Here is a 24,105-nt window from a genome sequence, read left to right as displayed (position 1 = left end):
ACGTATAGCCAAGGAGGTATGAATGAGTCAAGCGGGAACAGGAGGCCTCGAAGCGGTTTCGCTGGACCCGAGTAGCCGTGTGTGGATTTCTCATGCCCCGGGGGCTATGCATCCTGTGATGCAGTTACCGGTCCGCGAAGGGCGGCGGATCCAGGCGCAGTGCGCTTCAGGCCCGCTTGGTCAGCGGAAAGCGCTCTTTCAGAAGCCGGAGCACGGCGTCTGCCGGGGCAGGCGGGCCGAACAGATAGCTCTGGCCGAAATGGCAGCCCATCTTGGCGAGTTCCGCCGCATCCTCGTCGGTCTCGACACCTTCCGCCACCACCGTCATCTCCAGCGCGCGGGCCATGGCGATCACGGAGCGCAGCAGCACGGCCCGCTTTTCCGTTGCGTTGCGGACCAGCGCCTTGTCGAGCTTGATCGTGTCGAAGGGGAACTGCGTGAGGTAGGCAAGCGACGAATAGCCGGTGCCGAAATCGTCGAGCGCCAGGCTGAGGCCCGTCTCCTTGAGCTTGCCGAGCACCAGCCGCGCCTGTTCCGGGTTCTCCATCATCAGTGATTCGGTAAGCTCGAGCTTCAGCTGGCCCGGGTTGACCTGGGTCTTCTGCAGCAGCGCCCGCACGTCGTTATAAAGGTCTGCGTTGAGCAGCTGCGCGCTCGACAGGTTGACCGATACGAACACCGGCAGGTCGCCTGTCTGCTGCTGCCAGACCATCAGGTCCGAGGCGGCACGGTCGATGGCGAACAGGCCGAGTGGGCCGATCAGGTCCGACATTTCGGCAATCGGAATGAATTCCGACGGCGGAATGCTGCCGCGCTTGGGATGATCCCAGCGCATCAGTGCCTCGAACCCGGCAATCTCGCCGTCCTTCAGGCGGATGATCGGCTGATAGGCCAGAAACAGCTCCTTGCGTTCGATGGCCCGGCGAAGGTCGGTTTCGATCTGCAACTTGTCGGCGCCGGCGGCACGGAATGCCGGGCGGAAGGGCTCGACGCGGTTGCCGCCGGCGCGTTTCGCCCGGTACATGGCAAGTTCCGCGTCGGCCAGCATGCCCGAAGCACTTTCCTGCTGGTCGACCCAGGAGGAGAGGCCGATCGAGGCGGTGAGGATGATCTCGCGGTTGGCGAAGTTGATCGGCACCATGATCGCCTTGGAGACCGCATCGGCAAAATCCGCCACCTTGGCGGGATCGCGCTCCGAAACCAGGATCAGTCCGAACTGGTCGCCGGCAAGCCGCGCCAGCGTATCCTGCGGCTTCAGCAGGCGGCGCAGGCGCCGGGTCAGCGCGATCAGGATATTGTCGCCGGCCGCAATCCCGAGTGAGTCGTTGACCTGCTTGTAACGGTCGATGTCGATCGCCATCACAGTCGGACGCACGGTATCGCCGCCGGGCGCCAGCGTCAGCACCGATTGCAGCCGGTCGAGGAAGACCTGGCGGTTCGGCAGGCCGGTCAGGTTGTCGTGCATCGCATCCTGCAGCAGGCGCTCGACGGAGTTCTTCTGCTCGGTGACGTCGATGATCGTACCGACGCAGCGGATGATTTCGCCGTTGGAGCCGAGCACCGGCCGGGCGCGGATCTGCAGCCAGTGGAAATGCCCGTCCTCGGCGCGGATGCGGAATTCATGGTTCAGCCGGCCGCGGCGGTGTTCCAGAAGCACGTCCAGCGTCGCGCGAAAACGATCGCGGTCGTCGGGATGCAGCCGCGGCACCCAATTGCGCACCGGCCCGTGCATGGCGCCGGAATCGAGCCCGAGGCGGGTCGAGATGTCGGGCGTGGTAACGACGCGGTCGCGGGCCACGTCCCAGTCCCAGACGGTATCGCCGCTGCCGGTCAGCGCCAGCGATTGCCGTTCGAGGTCGGAGAACAGGCCCTGCTGATAGGCGCCACCGGCAAAGGCATGCTGCATGACGGTGAAGCCGATCAGGAGAACGATGAGGACCAGGCCGCCGCCGAGCGCCGGCTGGATGATGTCGTTGTCGAGCCTGCCGGTCACCGTCAGCCAGCCGCCGAACAGCCAGACGAGGATCAGCGCCCAGGTCGGCACCAGCAGGATCGCCCGGTCGTAACGGCTGAAGCCGAGATAGATGATCAAAAGGATGCCGACCGTGCCGGTCAGCGCGAACGAAAGGCGGGCAATGCCCGACGCGACTGACGGATCGTAGATCGCGACGCCACCGAGCAGCACCAGGCCGACCACCCAGGCAAGCGTCGCGTAGCCGAGATGCACATGCCAGCGGTTGAGGTTGAGATAGGTGAACAGAAAGATCACAAGCGAGGAGGCGAGCGCCACTTCCGCCGCCGCGCGCCATATGCGCTGGTCGCCCGACGTGACGGTGATCAACTTGTCGAGAAAACCGAAGTCGACGCAGATATAGGCAAGCACCGCCCAGGCAAGTGCCGCCGCCGCCGGCAACATCGAGGTGCCCTTGACGACGAAAAGAATGGTCAGGAACACCGCCAGAAGGCCGGCAATGCCGAGCACGATGCCGCGATAGAGGGTGAACGAGTTGACCGTGTCCTTATAGGCGTCCGGCTGCCAGAGATAGATCTGCGGCAGCGAGGGCGTCGCCAGTTCCGCGACGAAGGTGATGGTCGAACCGGGGTTCAGCGTGATCCGGAAGACGTCGGCGTCCGGGCTCGGTATCCGGTCGAGCGCAAAACCTTCCGAAGGCGTGATCGAGATGATGCGCTGCGAGCCGAGATCCGGCCAGAACATTTTCGAATTGGCGAGCCGGAAATGCGGCGCGACGATCACCCGTTCGAGCTGTTCTTCGGAGACGTTGGAAAGTGCGAAAACAGCCCAGTCGCCCTGGTGGCCGGGGGAGCTGGCACGCACCTCGATACGGCGGCGGATGCCGTCCGAGCCGGCGGCCGTCGATACCTGGAAGGCTTCGCCCTGGTTGACGTAGATATCCGTGGTTCTCGTGAGGTCGAGCGCCGTGTCGTCTCGCGAAATCTTGACCGGTTCGGCGGCGCGCGCAGCCGGCGCCGCCGTCAAAAACATGGCGGCAGCAAGGAGGGCGATGATCGCCGGCATAAATCGGGTCAACGGCGCAAGACGCAAGAACGAGGCGCTCATGGCTTCAGCATCTTCCCGAACTCACCGTCTTCCGGCAGCCGGGAAAACATCAGGTGGTCGCGCCATTCGCCATTGATTTTGAGATACTTGCGCAAAAGACCTTCCTGCTCGAAACCGGCCTTTTCGAGAAGCCGTACACTCTTCCAGTTCTCCGGAATACAGGCTGCCTCGATCCGGTGCAACTGAAGTCCGCCGTAGATATACGGGATAGCCACCTTCAATGCGGCCAACATATGGCCTTGGCCGGAATGTTTCTCGCCCATCCAGTAGCCGACCATGCAGCTCTGCGCCGCACCGCGGCGGATATAGCCGATGGTCAGGCCGCCGAGCAGCACCTGGTCGTCGCGGCGGAAGAGAAGCAGCGGCACGGCAAGGCCCGAGGCATATTCCTGGCCGCTTCTGACGACCCGCAGGCGGAACGATCCTTCGGTCAGTTCATCCGGCCGCCAGACCGGCTCCCAGGGCTGTAAAAAGGGACGGCTTTCCGAGCGCAGCCGCTGCCACTGCTTGTAGTCGGAATAACGGGGGAGCCGGAGCAGGTGGTTTTCGCCATAAAGCTCTGGTGTGTCCGGCTGTCGCGACAGGAACCGAAACACCGACTTGGTCATGCTAGTGCTGCTCCGGGCAGGGCGGCCGGTTTAACCGGCAGCCTTCTTGGTCTGGATCCCCGGCGTGGCAAGTGCCGTGGTGATGTCGCTCAACGGTGCAAGCTGTTCGATTGGGCCGACCGCCGATAATGTCGGAACTGTATCGAAAAACAGCCGCCCGGCAAGATCGGTGAGCCGCTCCGTCGTGATCCCTTCCAGCCGTTCCATCATTTCCGGGTTCGGGATCGGGCGTCCGTAGAGCATCATCTGGCGCGCGATCTGGCCGGCGCGTGCCGCAGGGCTTTCCTGGCCCATCAGAAGCTGGGCGCGGATTTGGGCGCGGGCGCGGTCGATTTCCTGCTGATGAATGGTTTCCGAAGACTTTCGCAGCTCGTCGATGATGACTGGCACCAGCGTCGGCAGCTCGTTGCCGCCGGTTGCCGCGTGGATGCCGAAGATGCCGGTATCGGAAAAACCCCAGTGGAAGGCATAGACCGAATAGCAGAGGCCGCGGTGCTCGCGCACTTCCTGGAACAGGCGCGAGGACATGCCGCCACCGAGGATGTTCGCCAGAATCTGCGAACAGTAGAAGTCGCGCATATGATAGGCCTTGCCCTCGAAACCGAGCAGAACCTGCGCGTCCATCAGGTCGCGTGTTTCGCGCACGTCGCCGCCGATATAGCGGGCGGTTTCGAGCACGGGCGGCGAACTCGGGGTCATCGGCAGGCTGGCGAAGCGCTCTTCCACCTGCTTGGTGAACGTCGCATGATCGACGGCGCCGGCGGCGACCACGAACATCCGGTCCGTCGTGTAATTGCGCGAAAGATAGTTGCGGATCTGCCCCGGGGTGAACCCCTTGACCGTATCCGGCGTGCCGAGGATCGGCCGGCCGATCGTCTGGCCCCGATAGGCGACCTCGGAAAACTTGTCGAACACAACGTCGTCGGGCGTGTCGTTGGCCGCGCCGATCTCCTGCAGGATGACGTGCTTTTCGCGACGCAGTTCTTCCTCGTCGAAGGCTGATTCCGTCAGGATGTCGGCAAGGATATCGACCGCCAGCGGGACATGGTCCCTGAGCACGCGGGCGTAATAGGAGGTGGTTTCGGTGGATGTCGCGGCGTTGAGCTCGCCGCCGACATTCTCGATTTCCTCTGCGATGTCGCGGGCGCTGCGGCGGGCGGTGCCCTTGAAGGCCATGTGCTCGAGGAGATGGGCGATCCCGTGTTCGTCCTCGGTCTCGTTACGCGATCCGGACTTGATCCAGACACCCAGCGCGACGCTCTCCAGATGCGGCATGGTTTCGGTGACGACCGTCAACCCGGAGGCGAGCCGGGTGATTTCTACATTCATGTTTACGTCTTTCCGGCGCCGCCGATACCTTACTTACTTAGCGCGGGCATGCTCGCCGATGAAAGTTTCGACGGACTTAAGCTCAGGCTCCAAGATATCGAAGCGCTCCTCCCTTTGCATAAGATCAGCAAGCCATGATGGAAGCGCCGGATCAATTCCGCAAGCGGATTTTACCGAGGCCGGAAATTTGGCCGGGTGGGCGGTCGCAAGCGTCACCATCGGGCTCGCCGGCTTTGCGTTCTTTTTCGCGACGAAAACGCCGGTCGCCGTATGCGGGTCGAGCAGGTAACCGGTCTCGGCAAGCGTCTCGCGGATGGTCGCGGCAACCTGCCGCTCCGTCGCCCGCCCGGCACGGAACTCGCGGCGGACGGCTTTTAGCGCCTCCGGCTTGATCTCGAAGCTGCCGGATTGCTTCAGCCCGGCCATCGCAGCACGCACCGAAGCGGCGTCGCGGCCATAGGCCTCGAACAGCAGCCGCTCGAAATTGGACGAGATCTGGATGTCCATCGAAGGCGAGGTGGTTGCCTTGACGTCGCGCATCTCGTAGCGCCCAGTCTTCAGCGTCCGGGCAAGAATGTCGTTGTCATTGGTAGCGATCACCAGCCGGTCGATCGGCAGGCCCATCTTCTTGGCCACATAACCGGCGAAGATATCGCCGAAATTACCGGTCGGAACGGTGAAGGAGATTTTCCGGTCCGGCCCGCCGAGCGAAACTGCGGCGGTGAAATAATAGACCACCTGCGCCATGATCCGCGCCCAGTTGATCGAGTTGACGCCCGACAGCCTCACCCTGTCGCGGAAGGCGACGTCGTTGAACATCTCCTTGACGATGTTCTGGCAGTCGTCGAAATTGCCCTTCAGCGCCAGTGCATGCACGTTGGCGGCACTGGAGGTCGTCATCTGCCGCTGCTGCACGGGCGAGACTTTGCCATGCGGGAAAAGGATGAAGATGTCGGTGCGCTCGCGGCCCGCGAATGCGTCGATCGCCGCGCCGCCGGTATCGCCCGACGTCGCGCCGACGATCGTCGCCCGCTCGCCGCGCTCGGCGAGCACATAATCCATCAGCCGGGCGAGCAGCTGCATCGCCACGTCCTTGAAGGCGAGCGTCGTGCCGTGAAAGAGTTCGAGCACGAAATCGTTCGGTCCCGTCTGCACCAGCGGCACGACGGCCGGATGCCGGAACGTGGCATAAGCCTCGTCGATCATGCCTTTCAGCTTTTCGGCGGGGATTTCGTCGCCGACGAAGTGCTTGAGGATCTCGAAGGCGACCTCCTGATAGGTCTTGCCGCGCAGGGCGCGGATCTCCTTTTTGGAGAGCGAAGGCCATTGGCGTGGCACGTAAAGGCCGCCATCGCGGGCAAGTCCCGCCATCAGCGCATCGCGGAATCCGAGAGGGGCAGCTTCGCCCCGGGTAGAAATGTAGTCCACGACCTTCAATCCCCAATCGATTTTTATTCGCGCCGCTGATATAGACCAGGAAAATGGGCGGTGAAAGACCGGAAAGTGAAGCTCCGGTTCGCTTCGATGTTGCCCGGATAGTGGGATGGAAGAGGGTTGAGTACGGTGTTTGCAAAGATTTCGCGTGGTCTTCTGGCGGTATCGCTCGTAGCGGTTCTCGCAAGCTGCAATTCCTCGGCGCCGACAGAGGGGCTGACCCCGACCGCTACCGCCGCCCCCGCCGCTGAGGCAGCAACTCCCGTCGTGCAGGCGTTCTGCCCACCGGTCGTGATGCTGGAACAGACCGCCATTCACCGCGCCTATGCGCGCGGCGGCGAAAACAAGCCGGAACAACTGCTCTACCAGGCGTCGCTTGCCGACGCGACGCGCCAGTGCACCGCCAATGAGACGACGCTGACCATCAACGTCGTGGCGCAAGGGCGCCTCGTGCAGGGCCCGGTCGGCGTACCCGGCAAGATTACCCTGCCGATCCTTGTCGAAGTCGTGGACGGTGACAGCGTCATCTATTCGCAGAAGGTAGTTTTCCCGGTCGACATGCCGGCCGGCGGCACCCAGTTCATCTTCAACAAGGCAGATGTACAGATCCCGAACGCGCAAGGCGGCGCCTCGCGCTTCACCCGCGTCCGCCTCGGCTTCGACACCGGCCCGGCCAAGAAGCCGGTCCGCCGGAAATAATCGAGGCCGGAACCAATCTGGAAAGACCCGATCGGGGCGCTCAGAGCGCCCCGGCCCATTCGCCGAGGGCGGCGATGACCGCCGGCAGATCCATCATTCGCGAGATCACCGTTTCGGCACCCGCATCGGTCAGCCGGTCGGCATGGCTCGGATAGGTATGCGATGCGCCGGTAAAGCCGATGACGCGCATGCCGGCCGCCTTGGCGCCATGGACGCCATGGGTGGAATCCTCGATCACCAGGCACTTCTCCGGCGAGACTTTGAACTGCTCGGCCGCATGCAGGAAGATATCCGGCTTCGGCTTCACCCGATCCGGCCCGAGATCCTTGGCCGAATAGATATGCGGCGCGAAATAAGGTTTCAGACCGACCTTTTCGAGCATCACATCGAGGCGGTGGGTGCTTGAATTGGAGCAGATGCAGCGTTGCGTCGTCAGCCTTGCCAGCGCGAACTTTACGCCGTCGATGATCTTCACGTCGCGGGCAAGCCGCGCATCGAGCAGCGTCTCGGACTTGTCGAGCAGCGAGGCCGACAGGGGAATATCGGCTTCCTTCTCCACTGTCAGGAGAATGTTCTTCCAGGTCATGCCGGCGAAGCGCTCGCCCATTTCCTCGACGCTGATCGGATAACCCGCTTCGGTCAGCAGCCTGGATTCCACCTGCGCCGCGATGATTTCTGAATCGACGAGCACGCCGTCGCAATCGAAGATGATGAGGTCGAAGCTGCTCATGGGGGAATGCCTTTTATGGGCCTTGCATGGAGGGTGAGGCGGCCTTTTATACGATGGCAGGACAAACCTCAACCAACCGTCACGCATGGCTGGGACAAGCGGAGCGGGCGGCTCTCGACAAGCGGAAAACGGCGCACTAAGGAACGCTGATGGGCAAGGAACCGGAAGACACCATCGCCAGCCGCATCAGCCGCGTGCTTGCCGACCGCATCGTGCGTGGCGAGCTCGCCCCCGGTGCCCGCCTTCGCCAGGATCATATCGCCGAGGAATTCGAGACCAGCCACGTGCCGGTGCGCGAGGCATTCCGCCGGTTGGAAGCGCAGGGCCTGGCGATCAGCGAGCCGCGCCGCGGCGTGCGGGTCGCCTCCTTCGATCTCGCCGAAGTCCGCGAAGTGGCGGAAATGCGCGCCGTGCTTGAAGTGCTGGCCCTCCGCCACGCCGCCCGCCACCTGACCCCCGCCATTCTGGACGCGGCGGAGGAGGCGGCGAGGCAAGGCGATGCCGCCGCCGACGTGCATGCCTGGGAAGAGGCGAACCGCCGCTTCCATCGGCTGATTCTCGCCCCCTGCGGCATGAAGCGCCTGCTCGCCTCGATCGACGACCTGCATGCCGCAAGCGCCAGGTTCCTGTTTTCCGCCTGGCAGTCCGGCTGGGAAAAGCGCACCGACCACGACCATCGCGCCATTCTCGCCGCGCTCAGGCAGGGCAAGATCGACGAGGCCGCCGCCATCCTGCAGAAGCACGTGCAATGGATCGGCCGTGGCCCACAACCGGCCAAGACTGGTGCCGCGCGCGAGACTTTCGCCATCGTCGGCTGATCATTTCCAAAAATTATAGATAATTTATTTCCGCGGAAACCGGCTCTATAGGTATGTTTTGGCCGAGATGTGCCATCGTTTCCTCTGCGCCCGCTGTGTACTCGGCACCGTGCCCCTTGCCTCTGTCAAAAATTCGCCTCATAAAATAGATGGGAATCAAAATTATCTATAATTTGAGAAGGAGAGCCCGATGTCCCTGATTAATTCCCCCCAGACGCTTGTTTTCGATCCCTTTCGGCTTGTCGAGCGGTCCTTGCCCGCCAAAATCCTGTTCGTGCTTGCGGGCACGCTGGTGCTGGCGATCGCGTCCCGGATCGCCGTGCCGATGGTTCCGGTGCCGATCACCATGCAGACCTTTGCCGTGACCATGATCGGCACGCTTTACGGCTGGCGGCTCGGCGCCTTGACGGTGCTTGCTTGGCTTGGAGAAGCAGCACTTGGAGCGCCGGTGCTCGCGGGTGGGGCGGGCAGTATTGCCGTGTTCGCAGGGCCGACCGCCGGTTATCTCTTTTCCTTTCCGGTGATTGCGGCCGTTGCCGGCTGGCTTGCCGAACGTGGCTGGAGCGGGCGCCGCATCCTCGCCAGCTTCTCGGCGCATCTGATCGCAAACCTGCTATGCCTTGCGCTCGGCTGGGCCTGGCTCGCGGCACTGATCGGCGCTGAAAAGGCGTTCTGGGCCGGTGTTAGTCCGTTCATCGTCGGCGCTGCGCTGAAATCGGGCCTGGCGGCAGCCGCCCTTGCCGCCGTCGCCTCCCGCAATCGCGCCGCGGCAGAGTGACGGTGAGGCTGCGGCCGCATCATCTTCTCTGCATGCTGACCTTTGTCGGCGAGGGCTACAGCCCGGCCTTCGTCGCCAATTATCGTCGTCTCGCCGGCCGGCTTTCTGCTGGCGAGCCGGTCGAGATCGTCTCCGGTCCCGATGATATCTGCGCCCCGCTTCTCTCGGACGAAGATGCGCATTGTTTCGCTGCTTCGGTTGCCGGCCGCGATGCCGCGGCGCTGGCGGATATTGCCCGCCTGCTTGGGCGGGAGCTTGAGACCGGTTCGGTGATCACACCCGATCAGGCGCTGTTCGAGAAACTGCGCCGCGCCTTCTCTGCCGGCGTGACCCGCCGCGCTTGCACGGGCTGTGAATGGAGCAGCCTTTGCGATCGCATCGCGGCAGAAGATTATGCAGGCGCGCTGGTCATGACGTTCAGCCCGCCGGAAACAGCGAAAGAAACTTCCGTTCCCCATCCGGCGTGAACAGCACCGCGCGGCTCTCGTCACTGCGCCGTGCCCATCCGTTTTCGAGGAAATGGGCAAGCAGCGCCTTGCCGAGCGTGCCGGCCAGATGCGAGCGCCGCTCGCTCCAGTCGAGGCAGGATTTGCAGAGCGGCCGGCGATTGGATGTGAGCGATGCCACATCGATGCCGAGCGTGCCGAGTTCCGCGCGGCCGTCCTCGGTCATCGTCAAGTTGTCGCCATCGCTCTCGATCGCGCCGCGGGCGACGAAACTGTCGAGCATCCTCACCCCGTAATCTCCGGCAAGATGATCGTAACAGACGCGCGCCTTGCGCAGTTCCGGATCCTTCGGCCCCGGCCGGTGGCGCAGGTGGCCTCGGCTTGCCGCAAACCCCATGATGTTTTCGAGCAACGTGCCGGCGGCGGCATCTGCAAGCGTGAAATAACGATGCCGGCCCTGCTTGCGCTGGGCGAGAATGCCGCCTTCCTCGAGCTTGGAGAGATGCGAACTCGCCGTCTGCACCGTCACGCCGGCGGCTTGCGCAAGCTCGGTCGCCGTCAGCGCCTGGCCGCCCATCAAGGCAGTCAGCATGTTGGCGCGGGCGGGATCGCCGAACAGCATCCCGATGCGGGCAATGTCTGGACCTTCTTTCATACTTCGACCGTAACCGAAGCATCTTCGTCTGGCAATATGGCAAAACATCTCCACAACACAAGGAGACGAAGTCATGATCACCTGTTTCATCCGCTACGAAATCGACCCGTTCAAAAAAGATGAGTTCACTGAGTATGCCCGCAACTGGGGCCAGGCGATCCCGCGCTGCGGCGCCGATCTGATCGGTTATTTCGGCCCCCACGAGGGTTCGGCGACGACGGCCTACGGCGTCTACAATATCGACAGCCTCGCCGCTTACGAGACCTATCGCGCCCGGCTGATGGCCGATCCGCTGGGGCAGGAAAACTATGCGTTCTCGAAGCGCGAGCGTTTCATCCTTAAGGAGGACCGGATCTTCCTCAAGAACGTCTCCATGCCGCATGGAGCTTTGGTAAAGCCATGATCGCCGTTATCTTCGAAGTCATCCCCTATATGGGCGAGCGCCACAAATATCTCGACCTTGCCGGCGAACTCAGGTCCGAACTGGAAACCATCGACGGCTTCATCTCGATCGAGCGTTTCGAAAGCCTCACCCTGCGCGGAAAAATCCTCTCCCTGTCGTTCTGGCGGGACGAGGAGGCGGTCAAGGCGTGGCGCAACCTCGAAAGCCATCGCGCCGCCCAGAAAGCCGGCCGCGGCGGCATCTTTGCCGACTACCGCCTGCGCATCGGCCACGTCGTCAGAGACTACGGCATGTTCGAGAGGGACGAGGCGCCGAATGACAGCCGCGAGGTGCATGCGGCTTAGATGTTTATTCGCTGCGTTTGATGGCGGCGAGCTTGCCGAGCTGCCGGCTTTCTCCAAGATGCATCTTGAGCAACTCGAACCAGTCGCTCGGCAAATGGCCAATCAAACAGCTGTCGTCGGTGTGCGGTCGGCTCGACAGCCATGAAGCGGGACGTAAATCGGGACCCGGCCAGATGAAGACATTCAACTGGTCGGTATAAGCCCAGGACGGCTCCTCCGAGAGGCCGAGATACCTCAGCAGCTTTGTTGGCAGAGGTAATGCGCGTTGGTGAGATTTCGGTTCGCTATGCGAGATGCCGAGGCAATAGACGATCTCTTTGCTTCCATCGCGGACGGCGGACAAGACGATAATCGCAGGGCGCGTTTTCTCACCGTCGTCCCTTGTTCCGGATTGGGAATGCCAGAGATATTCGTAGGCGACAATGCTACCGACTGGCGCCGAAAGAGGGATTTTCAACGCGCCCGATCCGAGGGTTTCCGGGAGACAAGATTGCCTTCGTCGTCGAGGTCGTCGAGATTATAGGGCACGTCCGCCTTGACCTGCGCGGCGCGGATCGCTGCCATTTCCGCATCGCTGAGCTCTCGAGCAAGAAGCACTCTTCTTGTCGGCTGCTCGCCTCGCTTTGCGGATGCCTTTGTGGTGGGCATGATTGCACTCCATCATTGTTCTCCAAAGATACGGCATGTGTCGGAATGATCAAGCCGGCACCATCTTTCCACGCCTCAAAATTTTTCCCGAAACCGCACGCCGCTTCAGGCTTTGGTAACCAAAATGGGTAACCATAACAGGCAGTAAAAATTCGTATCGAGTAGAGTGTAGCGAGTAGCAAATGGCAGCAGTTCTTCCGCTGGCCGACCTGAAGCGTCAGGTCCGTCCGGACACTTGGCTAAACTCCATCATCAAGGGCGATTGCGTCGCCGCTCTGGAGGCTCTGCCGGATCATTCCGTCGATGCGATCTTCGCCGATCCCCCATATAATCTCCAGCTCGGCGGCACGCTTCACCGTCCCGACCAGTCGCTGGTCGATGCTGTCGACGATGAATGGGACCAGTTTGCCTCCTTCGAAGTCTATGACGCCTTCACCCGTGCCTGGCTGCTCGCCTGCCGCCGCGTCCTCAAGCCGAATGGCACGATCTGGGTCATCGGCTCCTACCATAACATCTTCCGCGTCGGCGCGATCATGCAGGACCTGAACTTCTGGCTGCTGAACGACATCGTCTGGCGCAAGGTGAACCCGATGCCGAACTTCAAGGGCCGCCGGTTCCAGAATGCCCATGAAACGATGATCTGGGCGAGCCGCGACGCCAAGTCGAAGGGCTATACCTTCAATTACGATGCGCTGAAGGCCTCCAACGACGACGTTCAGATGCGCTCCGACTGGCTCTTCCCGATCTGCTCCGGCGGCGAACGCCTGAAGGGCGATGACGGCAAGAAGGTCCATCCGACCCAGAAGCCGGAAGCGCTGCTTGCCCGTGTGATCATGGCCTCGACCAAGCCCGGCGACATCATTCTCGATCCCTTCTTCGGCACCGGCACGACCGGCGCCGTCGCAAAACGCCTCGGCCGCAATTTCGTCGGCATCGAGCGCGAGCAGGATTACATCGATGCGGCTTCCGAGCGCATCGCCTCCGTCGAACCGCTCGGCAAGGCGGAACTGACGGTCATGACCGGCAAGAAGGCCGAACCCCGTGTCGCCTTCAACACCCTGGTCGAAAGCGGTCTCGTCAAGCCCGGTCAGGTCCTGACCGATGCGAAGCGCCGCCACAGCGCGATCATCCGCGCCGACGGCACGCTCTCGGCAAATGGCGACGCCGGTTCCATTCATCGCCTCGGCGCGAAAGTGCAGGGCCTTGATGCATGCAACGGATGGACTTTCTGGCATTTCGACGATGGCAAATCCCTCAAGCCCATCGACGAACTGCGATCCGTGATCCGAAACGATATGGCGAAAATGGATTGATCCACCGGTCCCGCCACATCGACCGAATGCCTCGTCCGGTTTCGTACCTCTAGTCCCGGACGAGGATAATTGGCGCCCGGGAAGGCTGATCCCGGGCGCCATTTCTTTTTTGGCGTCGCGCTGACGGTCACTGCCGCCCGGCCAAACTCGACTTTGCGAAATTTCCGGTATTCCCGCCGTCACCTGCGCTTGATATCGTAGGTTGTATCAGGTTGAACGAATTTCCAGGTTAGCGTTTTTTAGAATGTCCATGCCTGTCAATGGCGAGCTGCGCCACCGGATCGAGCGTGCGTTGGCGCGGTTCTCTCCAAGCTGGGAGGGCAGGGATGCCGCGCGCCAGGCCGTGGCGCTGAAGATGCTGATCCTCTGCGAACTGGCCGGCGGTCGCCTGCGGGTCGTCGATGCGCTGGGCCTCAACGACAACACCCTCGACAACTACCGGCACGGCAAGACCGAGCCGCGCCACAGCACGCTCAACATGATGGCGGAACTGGCCGACGTGCCGATCGAATATCTCGGCAGCGTTTGGTCGGTGGAAGAAGGCGTCGTCCATTTCGCGGCGCCGGAAAACCAGCCGGCCGGATTTTCCGAGCCGAGCCCGGTCTGGGATCTCGCCGATCGTATCGTCATCCCGGCTTATGAAAACGAGGCGACCGGGCAGCCCCCGCTCGAACCGCACGACACCACATGGGCGGCCATCCCCCGAGGTTTTTGGGCCAAACTTTCGGCCGAACCGGAAAACATGCGGGTCGTGCCCGCAAGCGGCGATAGCATGTCTCCGACGATCGTCGACGGCGTCCCGATGTTCGTCGATACCAGCGACCGAAAGTTGGAAGACGGGCGCGTCTACCTGTTCGATACCGGCGCGGAACTGATCGCGCGGCGGGTGCAACGGTTTGCCAACGGCAGCCTCGAACTGCTGCCGGACAATCTGGAACGCTATCGCCCGCAGCATGTCCTCAAGGACAGTTTGTCCGATCTGAAGGTCGTCGGCCGCGTCTGCGCCGTAAGCCGGGTCCTGTAGATCCGGCGGCGTCAGCCCAAAGTCCTTATATCTCGATACCGTGGGCGATCAGGTCTTGGCGCAGCGTCTCGGCATCCTTGAAATGCACCGCCTGCCAGCCAGCCGCGCGCGCGCCTTCAACGTTCGCCTGGCTGTCGTCGATGAAGATCGAGGCTTCCGGAACCAGGCCGAAGTCGCGGGCGTGCTTTTCGTAGATCTCCATGTCCGGTTTGATCAGGCCGATCTCTCCAGACACGGTGACGCCGCGCGGTCTGTTGAGAAAGGGGAAGATCTGCCTAGCCTCGGCGAACGTGTCGGCGGCGAAATTGGTCAGCATCGTCACGTCGCGGCCCTTGTCGATCAGGCCTTCCATGATCGCGACCGAGCCGTCATAGGCATGCGGCACCATTTCGTGCCAGCATTTGCGGAAGGCGCGGATCTGTTCCTCGCGTTCCGGATACTGCTCGACTAGCAGCGCCTCGGCATCTTCCCACTTGCGGCCGCGATCCTGTTCCAGGTTCCATTCATGGGTGCAGACGTTCTCAAAAAACCATCTGCGTTCCTCCTCGTCCGGGATGACGCGGGCATAGGGAAGGTTCGGATCGTAATGGATCAGCACCTTGCCGATGTCGAAGACGATGTGGTCGATCTTGGCTGCCATGAACATGTCCTGGGAATATCAGTTCGGGGATTTTTCGAAGGCCAGCGGAATAGCCTGGGTGATCGCTTTTTTCATCACCGTCGGCAAGGCCTGGGCCTCGAGATTTGTGACCGGTTCCCACCATCCGTCGGCGGTGGCGACCCTCTCGGTCTTCGCCCGGAAGACCGAGAGCCTCAGTTCGAAATGGGTGAAGACATGGGTGACGGTGCCGGACGCTTCCCATGCTGCCGGGAAGGGGGCGTGCTCCGTCGTCGTCCCGCCGTCGATGCGCGACGTCCAGGCTGTGGTCGGCACTTCGGTCATGCCGCCGAGGAGGCCGCTGTCGATCCGCCGCCTGAGCAGCACTTCGCCCTCCGATGTCACAGCGATGAACACCGCGCCAAGCCGCACCGGCTTTTCCTTCTTTGCTGCCTTTACCGGAAACCGCTCCGGGTCGCGTTCTGCAAAGGCCAGACAGTCGTCGCGGAAGGGACAGAGCGCACAGGCCGGCCGTTTCGGGGTGCAGATCGTCGCGCCGAGATCCATCATCGCCTGCGCGAAGTCGCCGGGCCGTTCAGTGGGCGTCAGTTCAGCAACCCTTGTCTTCATCGCCGGCTTCGAGCCCGGAAGCGGCGCGTCGATGGCATAGAGCCGCGAAATCACTCGCTCGACATTGCCGTCCATGACGGCGGACTGGCGGTTGAAGGCGATGGCCGAAACGGCGGCTGACGTATAGTCGCCGATGCCGGGAAGCGCTCGCAGGCCTTCCTCCGTGTCGGGAAACACACCACCATGCTCGGCCGCAACCGCTTCGGCGCATTTTTTCAGGTTGCGGGCGCGTGCGTAATAACCAAGCCCCGCCCAGGCTGCCATCACGTCCTCGACCGGTGCTGCGGCAAGGTCGGTCACTTTGGGCCAGAGCGTCAGGAATTTGGCGAAATAGGGTTTCACCGCCTGCACGGTGGTCTGCTGCAGCATCACTTCCGAAAGCCAGACGTGGTAAGGATCGGCTCGTTTTCCGGCCTTTGCCGCGGCCGGGCTCACCCGCCATGGAAGCTCGCGGTGATGCCGGTCGTACCAGGTCAGAAGCTTCTGCGCATGGGTGATGTTGATCGTCTGGAGCATCGTTTGCCGTAATGGGAAGAGATGGCGTATAGTTGTGGGAATAGTGCGCCGGCATCAAGGCCTGCCGGTGCCGCAATGGCGGGCGTCATGAGTTATCCCAAGAAACGCGAGCTGCAGATATCGGAAATCGCCAACGGCATCATCGATCCGGTGCTCGCCCGCCGCGCCGGCATATCGACGGCGCTGCTCGGCTCCTGGGACGAGATCGCCGGCGAGGACTTTGCCGATTGCACCCGACCGGAAAAGATCGCCTGGCCGCGCCGCGACGAGGGCACCGGTTCGGGCGGCGGTCATCAGGCCGGTGTGCTGACGATCGCCTGCGAAGGGGCGCGCGCTCTTTTCCTCACCCATGCCCAGGGCGAACTGATCGCCCGCATCAACGGCTTTTTCGGTTTCCCGGCCGTGCGCCAGATCCGCATCGTCCAGAAACCGGTATCCCAGACCTTCAAGCATCCCCGCAAGCCGCCGCCTTTGAAGGGCGAGGCCGCCAAGCGGCTGGAAACCATGATGGAAGGCATCGAAAGCGAGGCGCTGAAGAAGGCGGTAGCAAGGCTTGGCACCGCCGTTCTGCAGCAGAAACGCAAAGTCTGAGAGATAAACCTGCCGATCCTCTTGATAGACCTCCGATTTGTCACAATTCTTTGAAGAGATTTGCTTATCGACAGCTTGTTCGCGCTGGGGCGCCGCGATACGGAATGTCACCTTTATTGAAGATTTCTCGCACACGGGTGTTCCATGCAGATGAACGAAATGACCATGACCAGGCGCACGCTTCTCGGCGGAGTGGCTGTAACCGCCCTTTGCCTGGCGCTGCCGCTCGGCGCTTCCGAAGCCTTTGCGCAGGAAATGCCGGAATCCCAGGGCGACGTGGACATGGCCGCTGCACTGAAGCCGGGCCCGCTGCCGGAAATGGCGCTGGGCGACGAAAAGGCCAAGGTCACAATCATCGAATACATGTCGATGACCTGCCCGCATTGCGCCAACTTCCACAACAAGACCTTCGACACGATCAAGACCAAGTATATCGACAGCGGCAAGGTGCGCTTCATCATCCGCGAATTCCCGTTCGATCCGGTTGCGACCGCCGCTTTCATGCTGGCCCGCTGCAGCCCGCAGAACGCCGCGGAGCTTTCGACGCCGGCCCAGTATTTCCCGATGGTCTCGATGCTCTTCAAGCAGCAGCGCGGCTGGGCGTCGCCGGCGGACGGAAATGTGCGCAATGCGCTGCTCCAGACGGTCAAACTGGCAGGTTACTCACAGCAGACTTTCGAGGCCTGCTTGACGAACCAGAAGCTTCTCGATGAAGTGAATGCTGTCGTGAAGAGGGCTGCGGACGAATTTGGCGTCAATTCCACGCCGACTTTCCTGATCAACGGCAAGAAGTATTCGGGAGATATGTCGGTTGAATCCATGTCCAAGCTCATCGACAGCTTGTTGTGAGCACACCTTCCTTAAAGGGAAGGTGAGGGGCGCGGCATGAAGTTCAACAAGCTGCGCGTTCTCGGATTCAAGTCTTTCGTCGAACCGACGGAATTCATCATCGAGCGCGGGCTGACCGGTGTGGTCGGCCCGAACGGCTGCGGCAAGTCGAACCTTGTCGAAGCGCTGCGCTGGGTGATGGGGGAAAACTCCTACAAGAACATGCGCGCGTCCGGCATGGACGACGTGATCTTCTCGGGCTCCGGCAACCGGCCAGCCCGCAATACGGCCGAAGTCGGCCTTTATCTCGACAATTCCGACCGCACGGCGCCTGCTGCCTTCAACGATTCCGACGAGATCCAGGTAACCCGCCGCATCGAGCGCGAATCTGGGTCCGTCTACCGCATCAACGGCAAGGAAGCCCGTGCCAAAGATGTGCAGCTGCTGTTTGCCGATGCCTCGACCGGCGCCCGCTCGCCGTCCATGGTCGGGCAGGGCCGCATCGGCGAACTGATCCAGGCAAAACCCCAGGCACGCCGCCAGCTCCTGGAAGAAGCCGCTGGCATTTCCGGCCTGCATTCGCGCCGCCACGAGGCGGAACTGCGGCTGCGGGCCGCCGAAGGCAATCTCGAACGACTGGACGACGTGCTCTCGCAGCTCGAAAGCCAGATCGAGAGCCTCAAGCGCCAGGCCCGGCAAGCCAACCGTTTCAAGACCCTGTCGGCCGATATCCGAGCCCGCGAGGCGATGTTGCTGCATATCCGCTGGGTTCAGGCCAAGGAGGCGGAAGGCGAGGCGGAAAGCGCTCTCAACCAGGTGACCAGCGTAGTCGCCGAAAAGGCTCAAGGTCAGATGGAGGCCGCCAAGAACCAGGCGATCGCCAGCCTCAAGCTGCCTGAACTGCGCGAGGAGGAGGCGAAGGCAGGTGCCGCCCTGCAGCGCCTGCAGATCGCCCGCGGCCAGCTGGAGGACGAGGCAAACCGCCTGCTAAAGCGCCGCGACGAACTGACCCGCCGGCTCGTCCAGCTGGGCGAGGATATCAGCCGCGAGGAGCGGCTCGCCGCCGACAATATGTCCTTCCTTGAAAAGCTTGGCGAGGAAGAGGCCGAGCTCAACGATATGCTCGCCGATACCGGTGCCGAAGCCGAGGAGATGCGCGAGACCTTCGAGGCCGCCGCCGCATCGCTGGCGACGAGCGAAGCGCTGTTTTCGGCAATCACCGCCGAGCGCGCCGAGGCCGCCGCCGGCCGTAACCAGCTCGAACGGCTGATCCGCGATCTGACCGAGCGCCGCCAGCGCCTCGACCGGCAGCTTGGCGATGCGACGAACGAACTCGATGCCATCAACGAGCGTCTCTCCGGCCTCGACGACCCGGCCGAAAGGCGCGACGCGGTCGAAGCGGCGGAAATCGCCGTCGAGGATGCGACGATCGCTGCCGAGGACGTGGAAGCCGCACTTTCTGCCGCGCGCTCCGCCGAGCTTTTGGCGCGTGGTCCGGTGGAAGCGGCCCGCTCGGCGCTCAATGCGCTGGAGACCGAGGCCCGTACCATTTCGAAAATGCTCGCAGCCGGTGCGACGTCGGGGGATTTCGTCGCGGTTGCTGACATGATCCGCGTCGATCGCGGTTTCGAGGCAGCCCTCGGTGCAGCACTCGGGGAGGATCTCGACAGCCCGGTCGATGCCGCGGCTCCGACCTACTGGTCGGTGAATGGCGACGGGTCCGGTGATCCCGGCCTGCCCCAGGGTGCTGAGCCGCTGATCGCCCATGTTACCGCGCCGCCGGAGCTGTCCCGCAGCCTTGGCCAGATCGGCGTCGTCGCGGCAGCGGACGCCCAGCGGATGATGCGCCTGCTGCGGCCCGGCCAACGCCTGGTGACCCGCGAAGGCGCCGTCTATCGTTGGGACGGCCACGTTACCGGCTCCGAGGCGCCGGGTGCCGCCGCCTTGCGGCTCTCCCAGAAGAACCGCCTCTCTGAGTTGGAAGCCGAGATCGACGAAGCGCGCATCGTGCTCTCCGAGACCGAAGTGGCGCTCGCTGTCGCCGCCTCGGAAATTTCCGCTGCGGAACGGCGCCTTACGGATGCCCGCGACCGCGCCCGCATCGCCGCCCGCCATCTGTCCGAAGCCCGCGATGCGCTGGCCGCTGCCGAACGCGCCGCCGGCGACCTGATGCGTCGCCGCGACGTGGCAGGCGAGGCGGTCAGCCAGGTAACGGCCCAGATCGAGGATCTCGGCGTCCAGGAAGAAAACGCCCGCATCGAACTCGAGGATGCGCCGGATATTTCCGATCTCGACAGCCGGCTGCGTGATCAGCAGGCGGTTGTCGCGACCGACCGCGGCCTGCTCGCCGAGGCGCGCGCCCGTTACGAGGGCTTGAGCCGCGAGACCGAGGCCCGCAAGCGGCGCCTTGCCGCGATCGCGCAGGAGCGCGCCTCCTGGACCGCCCGAGCGGCAAGCGCCGCCGACCATATCGAGAGCCTCAGAGAACGTGAGGAAGAGGCCCGCGAAGAGATCGCCGATCTCGAAGCCGCGCCCGAGGAATTCGACGATAAACGCCGTGCGTTGCTGACCGAACTCCAGAAGGCCGAAGAGGCCCGCCGCGCCGCCGCCGACCGGCTGACCGAAGCGGAAACCTATCAGCGCGAAGCCGATCGGATCGCGGTCGTTGCCCTGTCCGAACTCGCCGAATCGCGGGAGAAGCGCGGCCGTGCCGAGGAGCGCCTGGTCTCGGCGGCGGAAAAACGTCACGAGAGCGAGGTCCGCATCCGCGAAACGCTCAATGTCTCGCCGCACGAGGTCCTGCGGCTGGCAGGCCTGAAGCCCGACTCGACGCTGCCCGATATCCGCGAGATCGAGCGCGAGGTCGATCGCCTGCGCATGGAGCGCGAACGGCTTGGCGCCGTCAACCTGCGCGCCGACGAAGAGCAGAAGGAGCTTTCCGACAAGCTCGACAACCTGATGCGCGAGCGCGCCGACGTGATCGACGCCATCCGCAAGCTGCGCGGCGCGATCCAGAGCCTCAACCGCGAAGGCCGCGAACGGCTGCTCGCCGCCTTCGACGTGGTCAACGAGCAGTTCCAGCGGCTCTTCACCCATCTCTTCGGCGGCGGCACGGCGGAGCTGCAGCTGATCGAATCGGACGATCCGCTCGAGGCGGGCCTCGAAATCCTCGCCCGCCCGCCCGGCAAGAAGCCGCAGACCATGACGCTCCTGTCAGGCGGCGAGCAGGCGCTGACGGCGATGGCGCTGATCTTCGCCGTCTTCCTCACCAACCCGGCGCCCATCTGCGTGCTGGACGAGGTGGATGCGCCGCTGGATGACCACAATGTGGAACGCTATTGCAATCTGATGGACGAGATGGCGGCCTCCACCGAAACTCGCTTCATCATCATTACCCACAATCCCATCACCATGGCCCGCATGAACCGTCTTTTCGGCGTGACAATGGCTGAACAGGGCGTTTCCCAGCTCGTTTCCGTCGATCTGCAGACCGCGGAACTGCTGCGCGAGGCGAGCTGAGCGGGTCCGGTTGAGGCGGGTTGACCGTTCCGTCGCACATGATTTTTGCCAGTCATTGACGAGGATCAATTTTCAGCTTTATGTCTCCGGTATAAATTTACCTGCATCTACGTAGAATCACCCATATGGGGGATGTAATTTTCGGATTATTGTTGTTTTGTTGACTGTGGAATTGGAACGCGCCTGAGCGTCCATACGCTTCGCAGTCCGACTTGAAAGTTTCCCACCCCCCGTCCGGGTTTCCTGTCCTGGGCGGAAAGCTTTGCGGGGCCGCCTGTGATCCGGCCCCGCAAAGCTTTGTTTTTAAGCGCTCCCAAGCCCGTTTCGGAACCGCATGTGACCGCTTTTGTTGCGGCGCAACATAATCCTGCCCATATCCGTTTCCAAACCGTCATAAAACTTGTAGTTATGCGTAAAAGACTGCGACGGGTGGAGAGCAGCAATGTCGAAATGGGTCTATCGCTTCGGCGGCGGCGAGGCGGAGGGCCGCGCCGCGGATGTCGAGCGGCTGGGCGGCAAGGGCGCCAATCTCGCCGAGATGGCAAGCCTCGGCCTGCCCGTTCCTCCGGGACTGACCATCGTCGCCGATGCCTGCGTTTTCTATTTCAACAACAACAGAACCATTCCCGATGACCTGAAGACGCAGGTCCTCGAAGGGATAACCGTCATCGAAGGCCAGACCGGACGCGTCTTCGGCGGCAAGGTCAAGCCTCTGCTGCTGTCGGTGCGCTCCGGCGCCCGCGCCTCGATGCCGGGCATGATGGACACCGTCCTCAACCTCGGCCTCAACGACGAGACCGTGCAGGCGCTCGGGCACGATGCCGGCGATGCGCGCTTTGCCTGGGACAGTTACCGCCGCTTCATCCAGATGTATGCGGATGTGGTCATGGGCCTCGACCACGAGATCTTCGAAGAGATCCTGGAAGACGAAAAAGCCCGCCTCGGCCACGACTACGACACCGATCTTTCGGCGGTCGAGTGGCAGCATATCGTCAGCCTCTACAAGAGGATGATCGAGGACGAGCTGGACACCAGCTTTCCGCAGGATCCGCATGTGCAGCTCTGGGGCGCCATCCGCGCCGTCTTTTCGAGCTGGATGAACCCGCGCGCCGTGACCTACCGCATGCTTCACCGCATTCCGGAGGAATGGGGCACGGCGGTCAACGTCCAGACCATGGTGTTCGGCAATCTCGGCTCGTCGTCTGCGACCGGCGTCGCCTTCACCCGCAACCCCTCGACCGGCGAACGGGAGCTCTACGGCGAATTTCTGGTCAATGCCCAAGGCGAGGATGTCGTCGCCGGCATCCGCACGCCGCAATCGATCACCGAAGAGGGGCGTATCGCCTCCGGCTCGGAAAAGCCGTCGATGGAAAAGCTGATGCCGGAGGCGTTTGCCGCATTCAAGGCGATTTGCGACCGGCTGGAAATCCATTACCGCGACATGCAAGACCTCGAATTCACCATCGAGCGCGGCAAGCTATGGATGTTGCAAACACGTTCCGGCAAGCGCACCACCCGCGCGGCGATGAAGATCGCCGTCGACATGGTGGAGGAAGGCGTCATCACCGAGGAAGAGGCCGTCTGCCGCATCGAGCCGCCCTCGCTCGACCAGCTTCTCCACCCGACCATCGATCCGCGCGTCGAGCGCCACGTGGTCGGGTCCGGCCTGCCGGCTTCCCCCGGCGCTGCGACCGGCGAGATCGTCTTTACCGCCGAGGAGGCGGTCGAGGCGGAGCACGAAGGCCGCAAGGTCATCCTGGTGCGCATCGAAACGAGCCCGGAAGACATCCACGGCATGCACGCCGCTGAAGGCATCCTCACCACCCGCGGCGGCATGACCAGCCATGCGGCCGTCGTTGCCCGCGGCATGGGTATTCCCTGCGTCGTCGGTGCCGGCTCGATGCGCGTCGACATGCGCAACGAACTCCTGATCGGAAGCGGCGGGATGACGCTGAAGCGCGGCGACACGGTGACGATAGACGGTTCGTCCGGCCAGGTGCTGAAGGGCGCCGTGTCGATGATCCAGCCGGCACTGTCGGGCGATTTCGGCAAGCTGATGGCCTGGGCCGACAAGACCCGCCGCATGACCGTGCGCACCAATGCCGACACCCCGCAGGATGCCCGCGCCGCCCGTTCCTTCGGGGCCGAAGGCATCGGCCTCTGCCGCACCGAGCACATGTTCTTCGAGGGCGACCGCATTCACGTCATGCGCGAGATGATCCTTGCCGAAGACGAGAAGGGCCGTCGCGAGGCGCTCGGAAAACTCCTGCCGATGCAACGCTCGGATTTTATCGAACTGTTCTCGATCATGCACGGCCTGCCGGTGACGATCCGCCTGCTCGATCCGCCGCTGCACGAATTCCTGCCGAAGACGGAAGCAGAGATCGCCGAGGTCGCCAAGGCGATGGCAATGCCGCCGGCCTTCCTCGCCCGCCGCATCGACGCCATCCACGAATTCAACCCGATGCTCGGCCATCGCGGCTGCCGGCTGGCGATCTCCTATCCTGAAATTGCCGAAATGCAGGCGCGCGCCATTTTCGAGGCGGCGGTCGAGGCCGGCAAGTCGACCGGCGAACCGGTCGAACTGGAAATCATGGTGCCGCTCGTCAGCCTGCGCAAGGAACTGGATTACGTGAAGGGCGTCATCGACCGCGTCGCTGAGGATGTCGCTAAGGAGACCGGCGTGCCGATCGCTTATCTCGCCGGCACGATGATCGAGCTGCCGCGCGCCGCCATCCGCGCCCATGTCATCGCCGAGACGGCCGAATTCTTCTCCTTCGGCACCAATGACCTGACCCAGACGACCTTCGGCATGTCGCGCGACGATGCGGCCGCTTTCATCCCGACCTACCAGAAGAAGGGCATCATCGAGCACGACCCGTTCATCTCGCTCGATTTCGACGGTGTCGGCGAACTCATCCAGATGGCCGCCGAACGCGGCCGCCGGACCCGCAACGACCTGAAGCTCGGCATCTGCGGCGAACACGGCGGTGATCCCGCCTCGATCCGCTTCTGCGAGAATGCCGACCTCGACTACGTCTCCTGCTCGCCCTTCCGCGTACCGATCGCCCGCCTTGCGGCGGCCCAGGCGGCGATCGAAAGGAGGAGGGGATGA

Annotated in this window: 22 protein-coding genes; 12 read left to right on the top strand and 10 right to left on the bottom strand. The window is 62.9% G+C overall.

From position 1 onward, the window contains the following. Positions 1-166: 166 nt before the first annotated feature. From AC1D3C_RS21485 to thrC, 4 genes are read right to left on the bottom strand one after another with little or no spacing between them, the layout of a single operon-like run. Positions 167-3,079, bottom strand: coding sequence for an EAL domain-containing protein (locus tag AC1D3C_RS21485; protein ID WP_477484260.1), 2,913 nt, complete (start codon positions 3,077-3,079; stop codon positions 167-169). Beyond that, the gene (locus AC1D3C_RS21480) at positions 3,076-3,687 is read right to left on the bottom strand and encodes a GNAT family N-acetyltransferase (RefSeq protein WP_038540698.1); all 612 of its coding nucleotides are present in this window, start codon (positions 3,685-3,687) and stop codon (positions 3,076-3,078) included. Before AC1D3C_RS21480 ends, AC1D3C_RS21485 begins: the two co-directional genes overlap by 4 nt. A gap of 30 nt (positions 3,688-3,717) precedes the next feature. Next, positions 3,718-5,016 (bottom strand): M16 family metallopeptidase, encoded by a 1,299-nt coding sequence (locus tag AC1D3C_RS21475; protein ID WP_038584335.1) that lies wholly within the window; start codon positions 5,014-5,016, stop codon positions 3,718-3,720. Positions 5,017-5,049: 33 nt separating this feature from the next. After that, positions 5,050-6,453, bottom strand: coding sequence for a threonine synthase (gene thrC, locus AC1D3C_RS21470; protein ID WP_477484259.1), 1,404 nt, complete (start codon positions 6,451-6,453; stop codon positions 5,050-5,052). 126 nt (positions 6,454-6,579) lie between these two features. Between thrC and AC1D3C_RS21465 the strand changes: the two genes are divergently transcribed. Further along, the gene (locus tag AC1D3C_RS21465; RefSeq protein ID WP_477484343.1) at positions 6,580-7,149 is read left to right on the top strand and encodes a PilZ domain-containing protein; all 570 of its coding nucleotides are present in this window, start codon (positions 6,580-6,582) and stop codon (positions 7,147-7,149) included. Between the two features lie 40 nt (positions 7,150-7,189). Here the strand turns inward: AC1D3C_RS21465 and AC1D3C_RS21460 are convergent, their stop codons facing one another. Beyond that, positions 7,190-7,879 (bottom strand): HAD family hydrolase, encoded by a 690-nt coding sequence (locus AC1D3C_RS21460; RefSeq protein ID WP_477484258.1) that lies wholly within the window; start codon positions 7,877-7,879, stop codon positions 7,190-7,192. Positions 7,880-8,028: 149 nt separating this feature from the next. On the opposite strand from AC1D3C_RS21460, the gene AC1D3C_RS21455 reads away from it, so the two are divergent. The 3 genes from AC1D3C_RS21455 (at position 8,029) to AC1D3C_RS21445 (ending at position 9,942) form a co-directional block, all read left to right on the top strand. Then, a complete protein-coding gene (locus AC1D3C_RS21455; RefSeq protein WP_477484257.1) occupies positions 8,029-8,697 on the top strand; it encodes a GntR family transcriptional regulator in 669 nt (222 codons plus the stop codon). 190 nt (positions 8,698-8,887) lie between these two features. Further along, the gene (locus tag AC1D3C_RS21450; protein WP_477484256.1) at positions 8,888-9,475 is read left to right on the top strand and encodes a biotin transporter BioY; all 588 of its coding nucleotides are present in this window, start codon (positions 8,888-8,890) and stop codon (positions 9,473-9,475) included. Next, entirely contained in the window at positions 9,472-9,942 is a 471-nt protein-coding gene (locus AC1D3C_RS21445) for a DUF1284 domain-containing protein (protein WP_477484255.1), read from the top strand. Before AC1D3C_RS21450 ends, AC1D3C_RS21445 begins: the two co-directional genes overlap by 4 nt. Here the strand turns inward: AC1D3C_RS21445 and AC1D3C_RS21440 are convergent. Then, positions 9,893-10,576 (bottom strand): ArsR/SmtB family transcription factor, encoded by a 684-nt coding sequence (locus AC1D3C_RS21440; protein ID WP_477484254.1) that lies wholly within the window; start codon positions 10,574-10,576, stop codon positions 9,893-9,895. The genes AC1D3C_RS21445 and AC1D3C_RS21440 overlap by 50 nt on opposite strands. A 73-nt stretch (positions 10,577-10,649) precedes the next feature. Between AC1D3C_RS21440 and AC1D3C_RS21435 the strand changes: the two genes are divergently transcribed. Continuing rightward, on the top strand, positions 10,650-10,979 hold the full coding sequence (locus AC1D3C_RS21435) for an NIPSNAP family protein (protein WP_210010954.1): 330 nt from the start codon (positions 10,650-10,652) through the stop codon (positions 10,977-10,979). Then, a complete protein-coding gene (locus AC1D3C_RS21430) occupies positions 10,976-11,323 on the top strand; it encodes an antibiotic biosynthesis monooxygenase family protein (RefSeq protein WP_477484253.1) in 348 nt (115 codons plus the stop codon). The genes AC1D3C_RS21435 and AC1D3C_RS21430 overlap by 4 nt, the downstream gene beginning before the upstream one ends. 4 nt (positions 11,324-11,327) lie before the next feature. On the opposite strand, the gene AC1D3C_RS21425 is transcribed toward AC1D3C_RS21430, so the two are convergent. Both AC1D3C_RS21425 and AC1D3C_RS21420 read right to left on the bottom strand, forming a co-directional pair. After that, the gene (locus AC1D3C_RS21425) at positions 11,328-11,780 is read right to left on the bottom strand and encodes a hypothetical protein (protein ID WP_477484252.1); all 453 of its coding nucleotides are present in this window, start codon (positions 11,778-11,780) and stop codon (positions 11,328-11,330) included. Then, positions 11,777-11,971, bottom strand: a complete 195-nt coding sequence (locus AC1D3C_RS21420) for a hypothetical protein (RefSeq protein WP_105401947.1) — start codon at positions 11,969-11,971, stop codon at positions 11,777-11,779. The genes AC1D3C_RS21425 and AC1D3C_RS21420 overlap by 4 nt, the downstream gene beginning before the upstream one ends. A 182-nt stretch (positions 11,972-12,153) precedes the next feature. On the opposite strand from AC1D3C_RS21420, the gene AC1D3C_RS21415 reads away from it, so the two are divergent. Together AC1D3C_RS21415 and AC1D3C_RS21410 are read left to right on the top strand one after the other, a co-directional pair. Then, positions 12,154-13,284, top strand: a complete 1,131-nt coding sequence (locus tag AC1D3C_RS21415; protein ID WP_477484251.1) for a DNA methyltransferase — start codon at positions 12,154-12,156, stop codon at positions 13,282-13,284. A gap of 244 nt (positions 13,285-13,528) precedes the next feature. Beyond that, entirely contained in the window at positions 13,529-14,308 is a 780-nt protein-coding gene (locus tag AC1D3C_RS21410; RefSeq protein WP_477484250.1) for a S24 family peptidase, read from the top strand. Positions 14,309-14,333: 25 nt separating this feature from the next. Here the strand turns inward: AC1D3C_RS21410 and AC1D3C_RS21405 are convergent, their stop codons facing one another. Together AC1D3C_RS21405 and mutY are read right to left on the bottom strand one after the other, a co-directional pair. Then, complete coding sequence (locus AC1D3C_RS21405; protein WP_477484249.1) at positions 14,334-14,948, bottom strand: HAD family hydrolase; 615 nt, start codon at positions 14,946-14,948, stop codon at positions 14,334-14,336. Positions 14,949-14,966: 18 nt separating this feature from the next. Continuing rightward, positions 14,967-16,052 carry an A/G-specific adenine glycosylase gene (gene mutY / locus AC1D3C_RS21400; RefSeq protein ID WP_477484248.1) on the bottom strand — a complete coding sequence of 362 codons (1,086 nt, stop codon included), beginning with the start codon at positions 16,050-16,052 and terminating at the stop codon, positions 14,967-14,969. Between the two features lie 87 nt (positions 16,053-16,139). Between mutY and AC1D3C_RS21395 the strand changes: the two genes are divergently transcribed. From AC1D3C_RS21395 to ppdK, 4 genes are all read left to right on the top strand, one after another. After that, positions 16,140-16,643 (top strand): DUF721 domain-containing protein, encoded by a 504-nt coding sequence (locus tag AC1D3C_RS21395; RefSeq protein WP_037084405.1) that lies wholly within the window; start codon positions 16,140-16,142, stop codon positions 16,641-16,643. Between the two features lie 144 nt (positions 16,644-16,787). Beyond that, complete coding sequence (locus tag AC1D3C_RS21390; RefSeq protein ID WP_477484247.1) at positions 16,788-17,492, top strand: DsbA family protein; 705 nt, start codon at positions 16,788-16,790, stop codon at positions 17,490-17,492. A 36-nt stretch (positions 17,493-17,528) separates the two neighbouring features. After that, positions 17,529-20,990 (top strand): chromosome segregation SMC family protein, encoded by a 3,462-nt coding sequence (locus AC1D3C_RS21385; RefSeq protein ID WP_477484246.1) that lies wholly within the window; start codon positions 17,529-17,531, stop codon positions 20,988-20,990. Positions 20,991-21,432: 442 nt separating this feature from the next. Next, positions 21,433-24,105 (top strand): pyruvate, phosphate dikinase, encoded by a 2,673-nt coding sequence (gene ppdK, locus AC1D3C_RS21380; RefSeq protein WP_477484245.1) that lies wholly within the window; start codon positions 21,433-21,435, stop codon positions 24,103-24,105.

Source organism: Neorhizobium sp. P1_A6, assembly GCF_056406795.1.
The sequence above is the reverse complement of the archived record's forward strand: the minus strand, read 5'-3'. Positions and strand labels throughout refer to the sequence as shown.

Excerpts from the sequence above, each read along its gene's own strand:
- AC1D3C_RS21485 (WP_477484260.1), bottom strand. The coding sequence starts at position 3,079 with ATGAGCGCCTCGTTCTTGCGTCTTGCGCCGTTGACCCGATTTATGCCG.
- AC1D3C_RS21480 (WP_038540698.1), bottom strand. The coding sequence starts at position 3,687 with ATGACCAAGTCGGTGTTTCGGTTCCTGTCGCGACAGCCGGACACACCA.
- AC1D3C_RS21475 (WP_038584335.1), bottom strand. The coding sequence starts at position 5,016 with ATGAATGTAGAAATCACCCGGCTCGCCTCCGGGTTGACGGTCGTCACC.
- AC1D3C_RS21460 (WP_477484258.1), bottom strand. The coding sequence starts at position 7,879 with ATGAGCAGCTTCGACCTCATCATCTTCGATTGCGACGGCGTGCTCGTC.
- AC1D3C_RS21455 (WP_477484257.1), top strand. The coding sequence starts at position 8,029 with ATGGGCAAGGAACCGGAAGACACCATCGCCAGCCGCATCAGCCGCGTG.
- AC1D3C_RS21450 (WP_477484256.1), top strand. The coding sequence starts at position 8,888 with ATGTCCCTGATTAATTCCCCCCAGACGCTTGTTTTCGATCCCTTTCGG.
- AC1D3C_RS21440 (WP_477484254.1), bottom strand. The coding sequence starts at position 10,576 with ATGAAAGAAGGTCCAGACATTGCCCGCATCGGGATGCTGTTCGGCGAT.
- AC1D3C_RS21435 (WP_210010954.1), top strand. The coding sequence starts at position 10,650 with ATGATCACCTGTTTCATCCGCTACGAAATCGACCCGTTCAAAAAAGAT.
- AC1D3C_RS21430 (WP_477484253.1), top strand. The coding sequence starts at position 10,976 with ATGATCGCCGTTATCTTCGAAGTCATCCCCTATATGGGCGAGCGCCAC.
- AC1D3C_RS21420 (WP_105401947.1), bottom strand. The coding sequence starts at position 11,971 with ATGCCCACCACAAAGGCATCCGCAAAGCGAGGCGAGCAGCCGACAAGA.
- AC1D3C_RS21415 (WP_477484251.1), top strand. The coding sequence starts at position 12,154 with ATGGCAGCAGTTCTTCCGCTGGCCGACCTGAAGCGTCAGGTCCGTCCG.
- AC1D3C_RS21410 (WP_477484250.1), top strand. The coding sequence starts at position 13,529 with ATGTCCATGCCTGTCAATGGCGAGCTGCGCCACCGGATCGAGCGTGCG.
- AC1D3C_RS21405 (WP_477484249.1), bottom strand. The coding sequence starts at position 14,948 with ATGGCAGCCAAGATCGACCACATCGTCTTCGACATCGGCAAGGTGCTG.
- mutY (WP_477484248.1), bottom strand. The coding sequence starts at position 16,052 with ATGCTCCAGACGATCAACATCACCCATGCGCAGAAGCTTCTGACCTGG.
- AC1D3C_RS21395 (WP_037084405.1), top strand. The coding sequence starts at position 16,140 with ATGAGTTATCCCAAGAAACGCGAGCTGCAGATATCGGAAATCGCCAAC.
- AC1D3C_RS21390 (WP_477484247.1), top strand. The coding sequence starts at position 16,788 with ATGCAGATGAACGAAATGACCATGACCAGGCGCACGCTTCTCGGCGGA.
- AC1D3C_RS21385 (WP_477484246.1), top strand. The coding sequence starts at position 17,529 with ATGAAGTTCAACAAGCTGCGCGTTCTCGGATTCAAGTCTTTCGTCGAA.
- ppdK (WP_477484245.1), top strand. The coding sequence starts at position 21,433 with ATGTCGAAATGGGTCTATCGCTTCGGCGGCGGCGAGGCGGAGGGCCGC.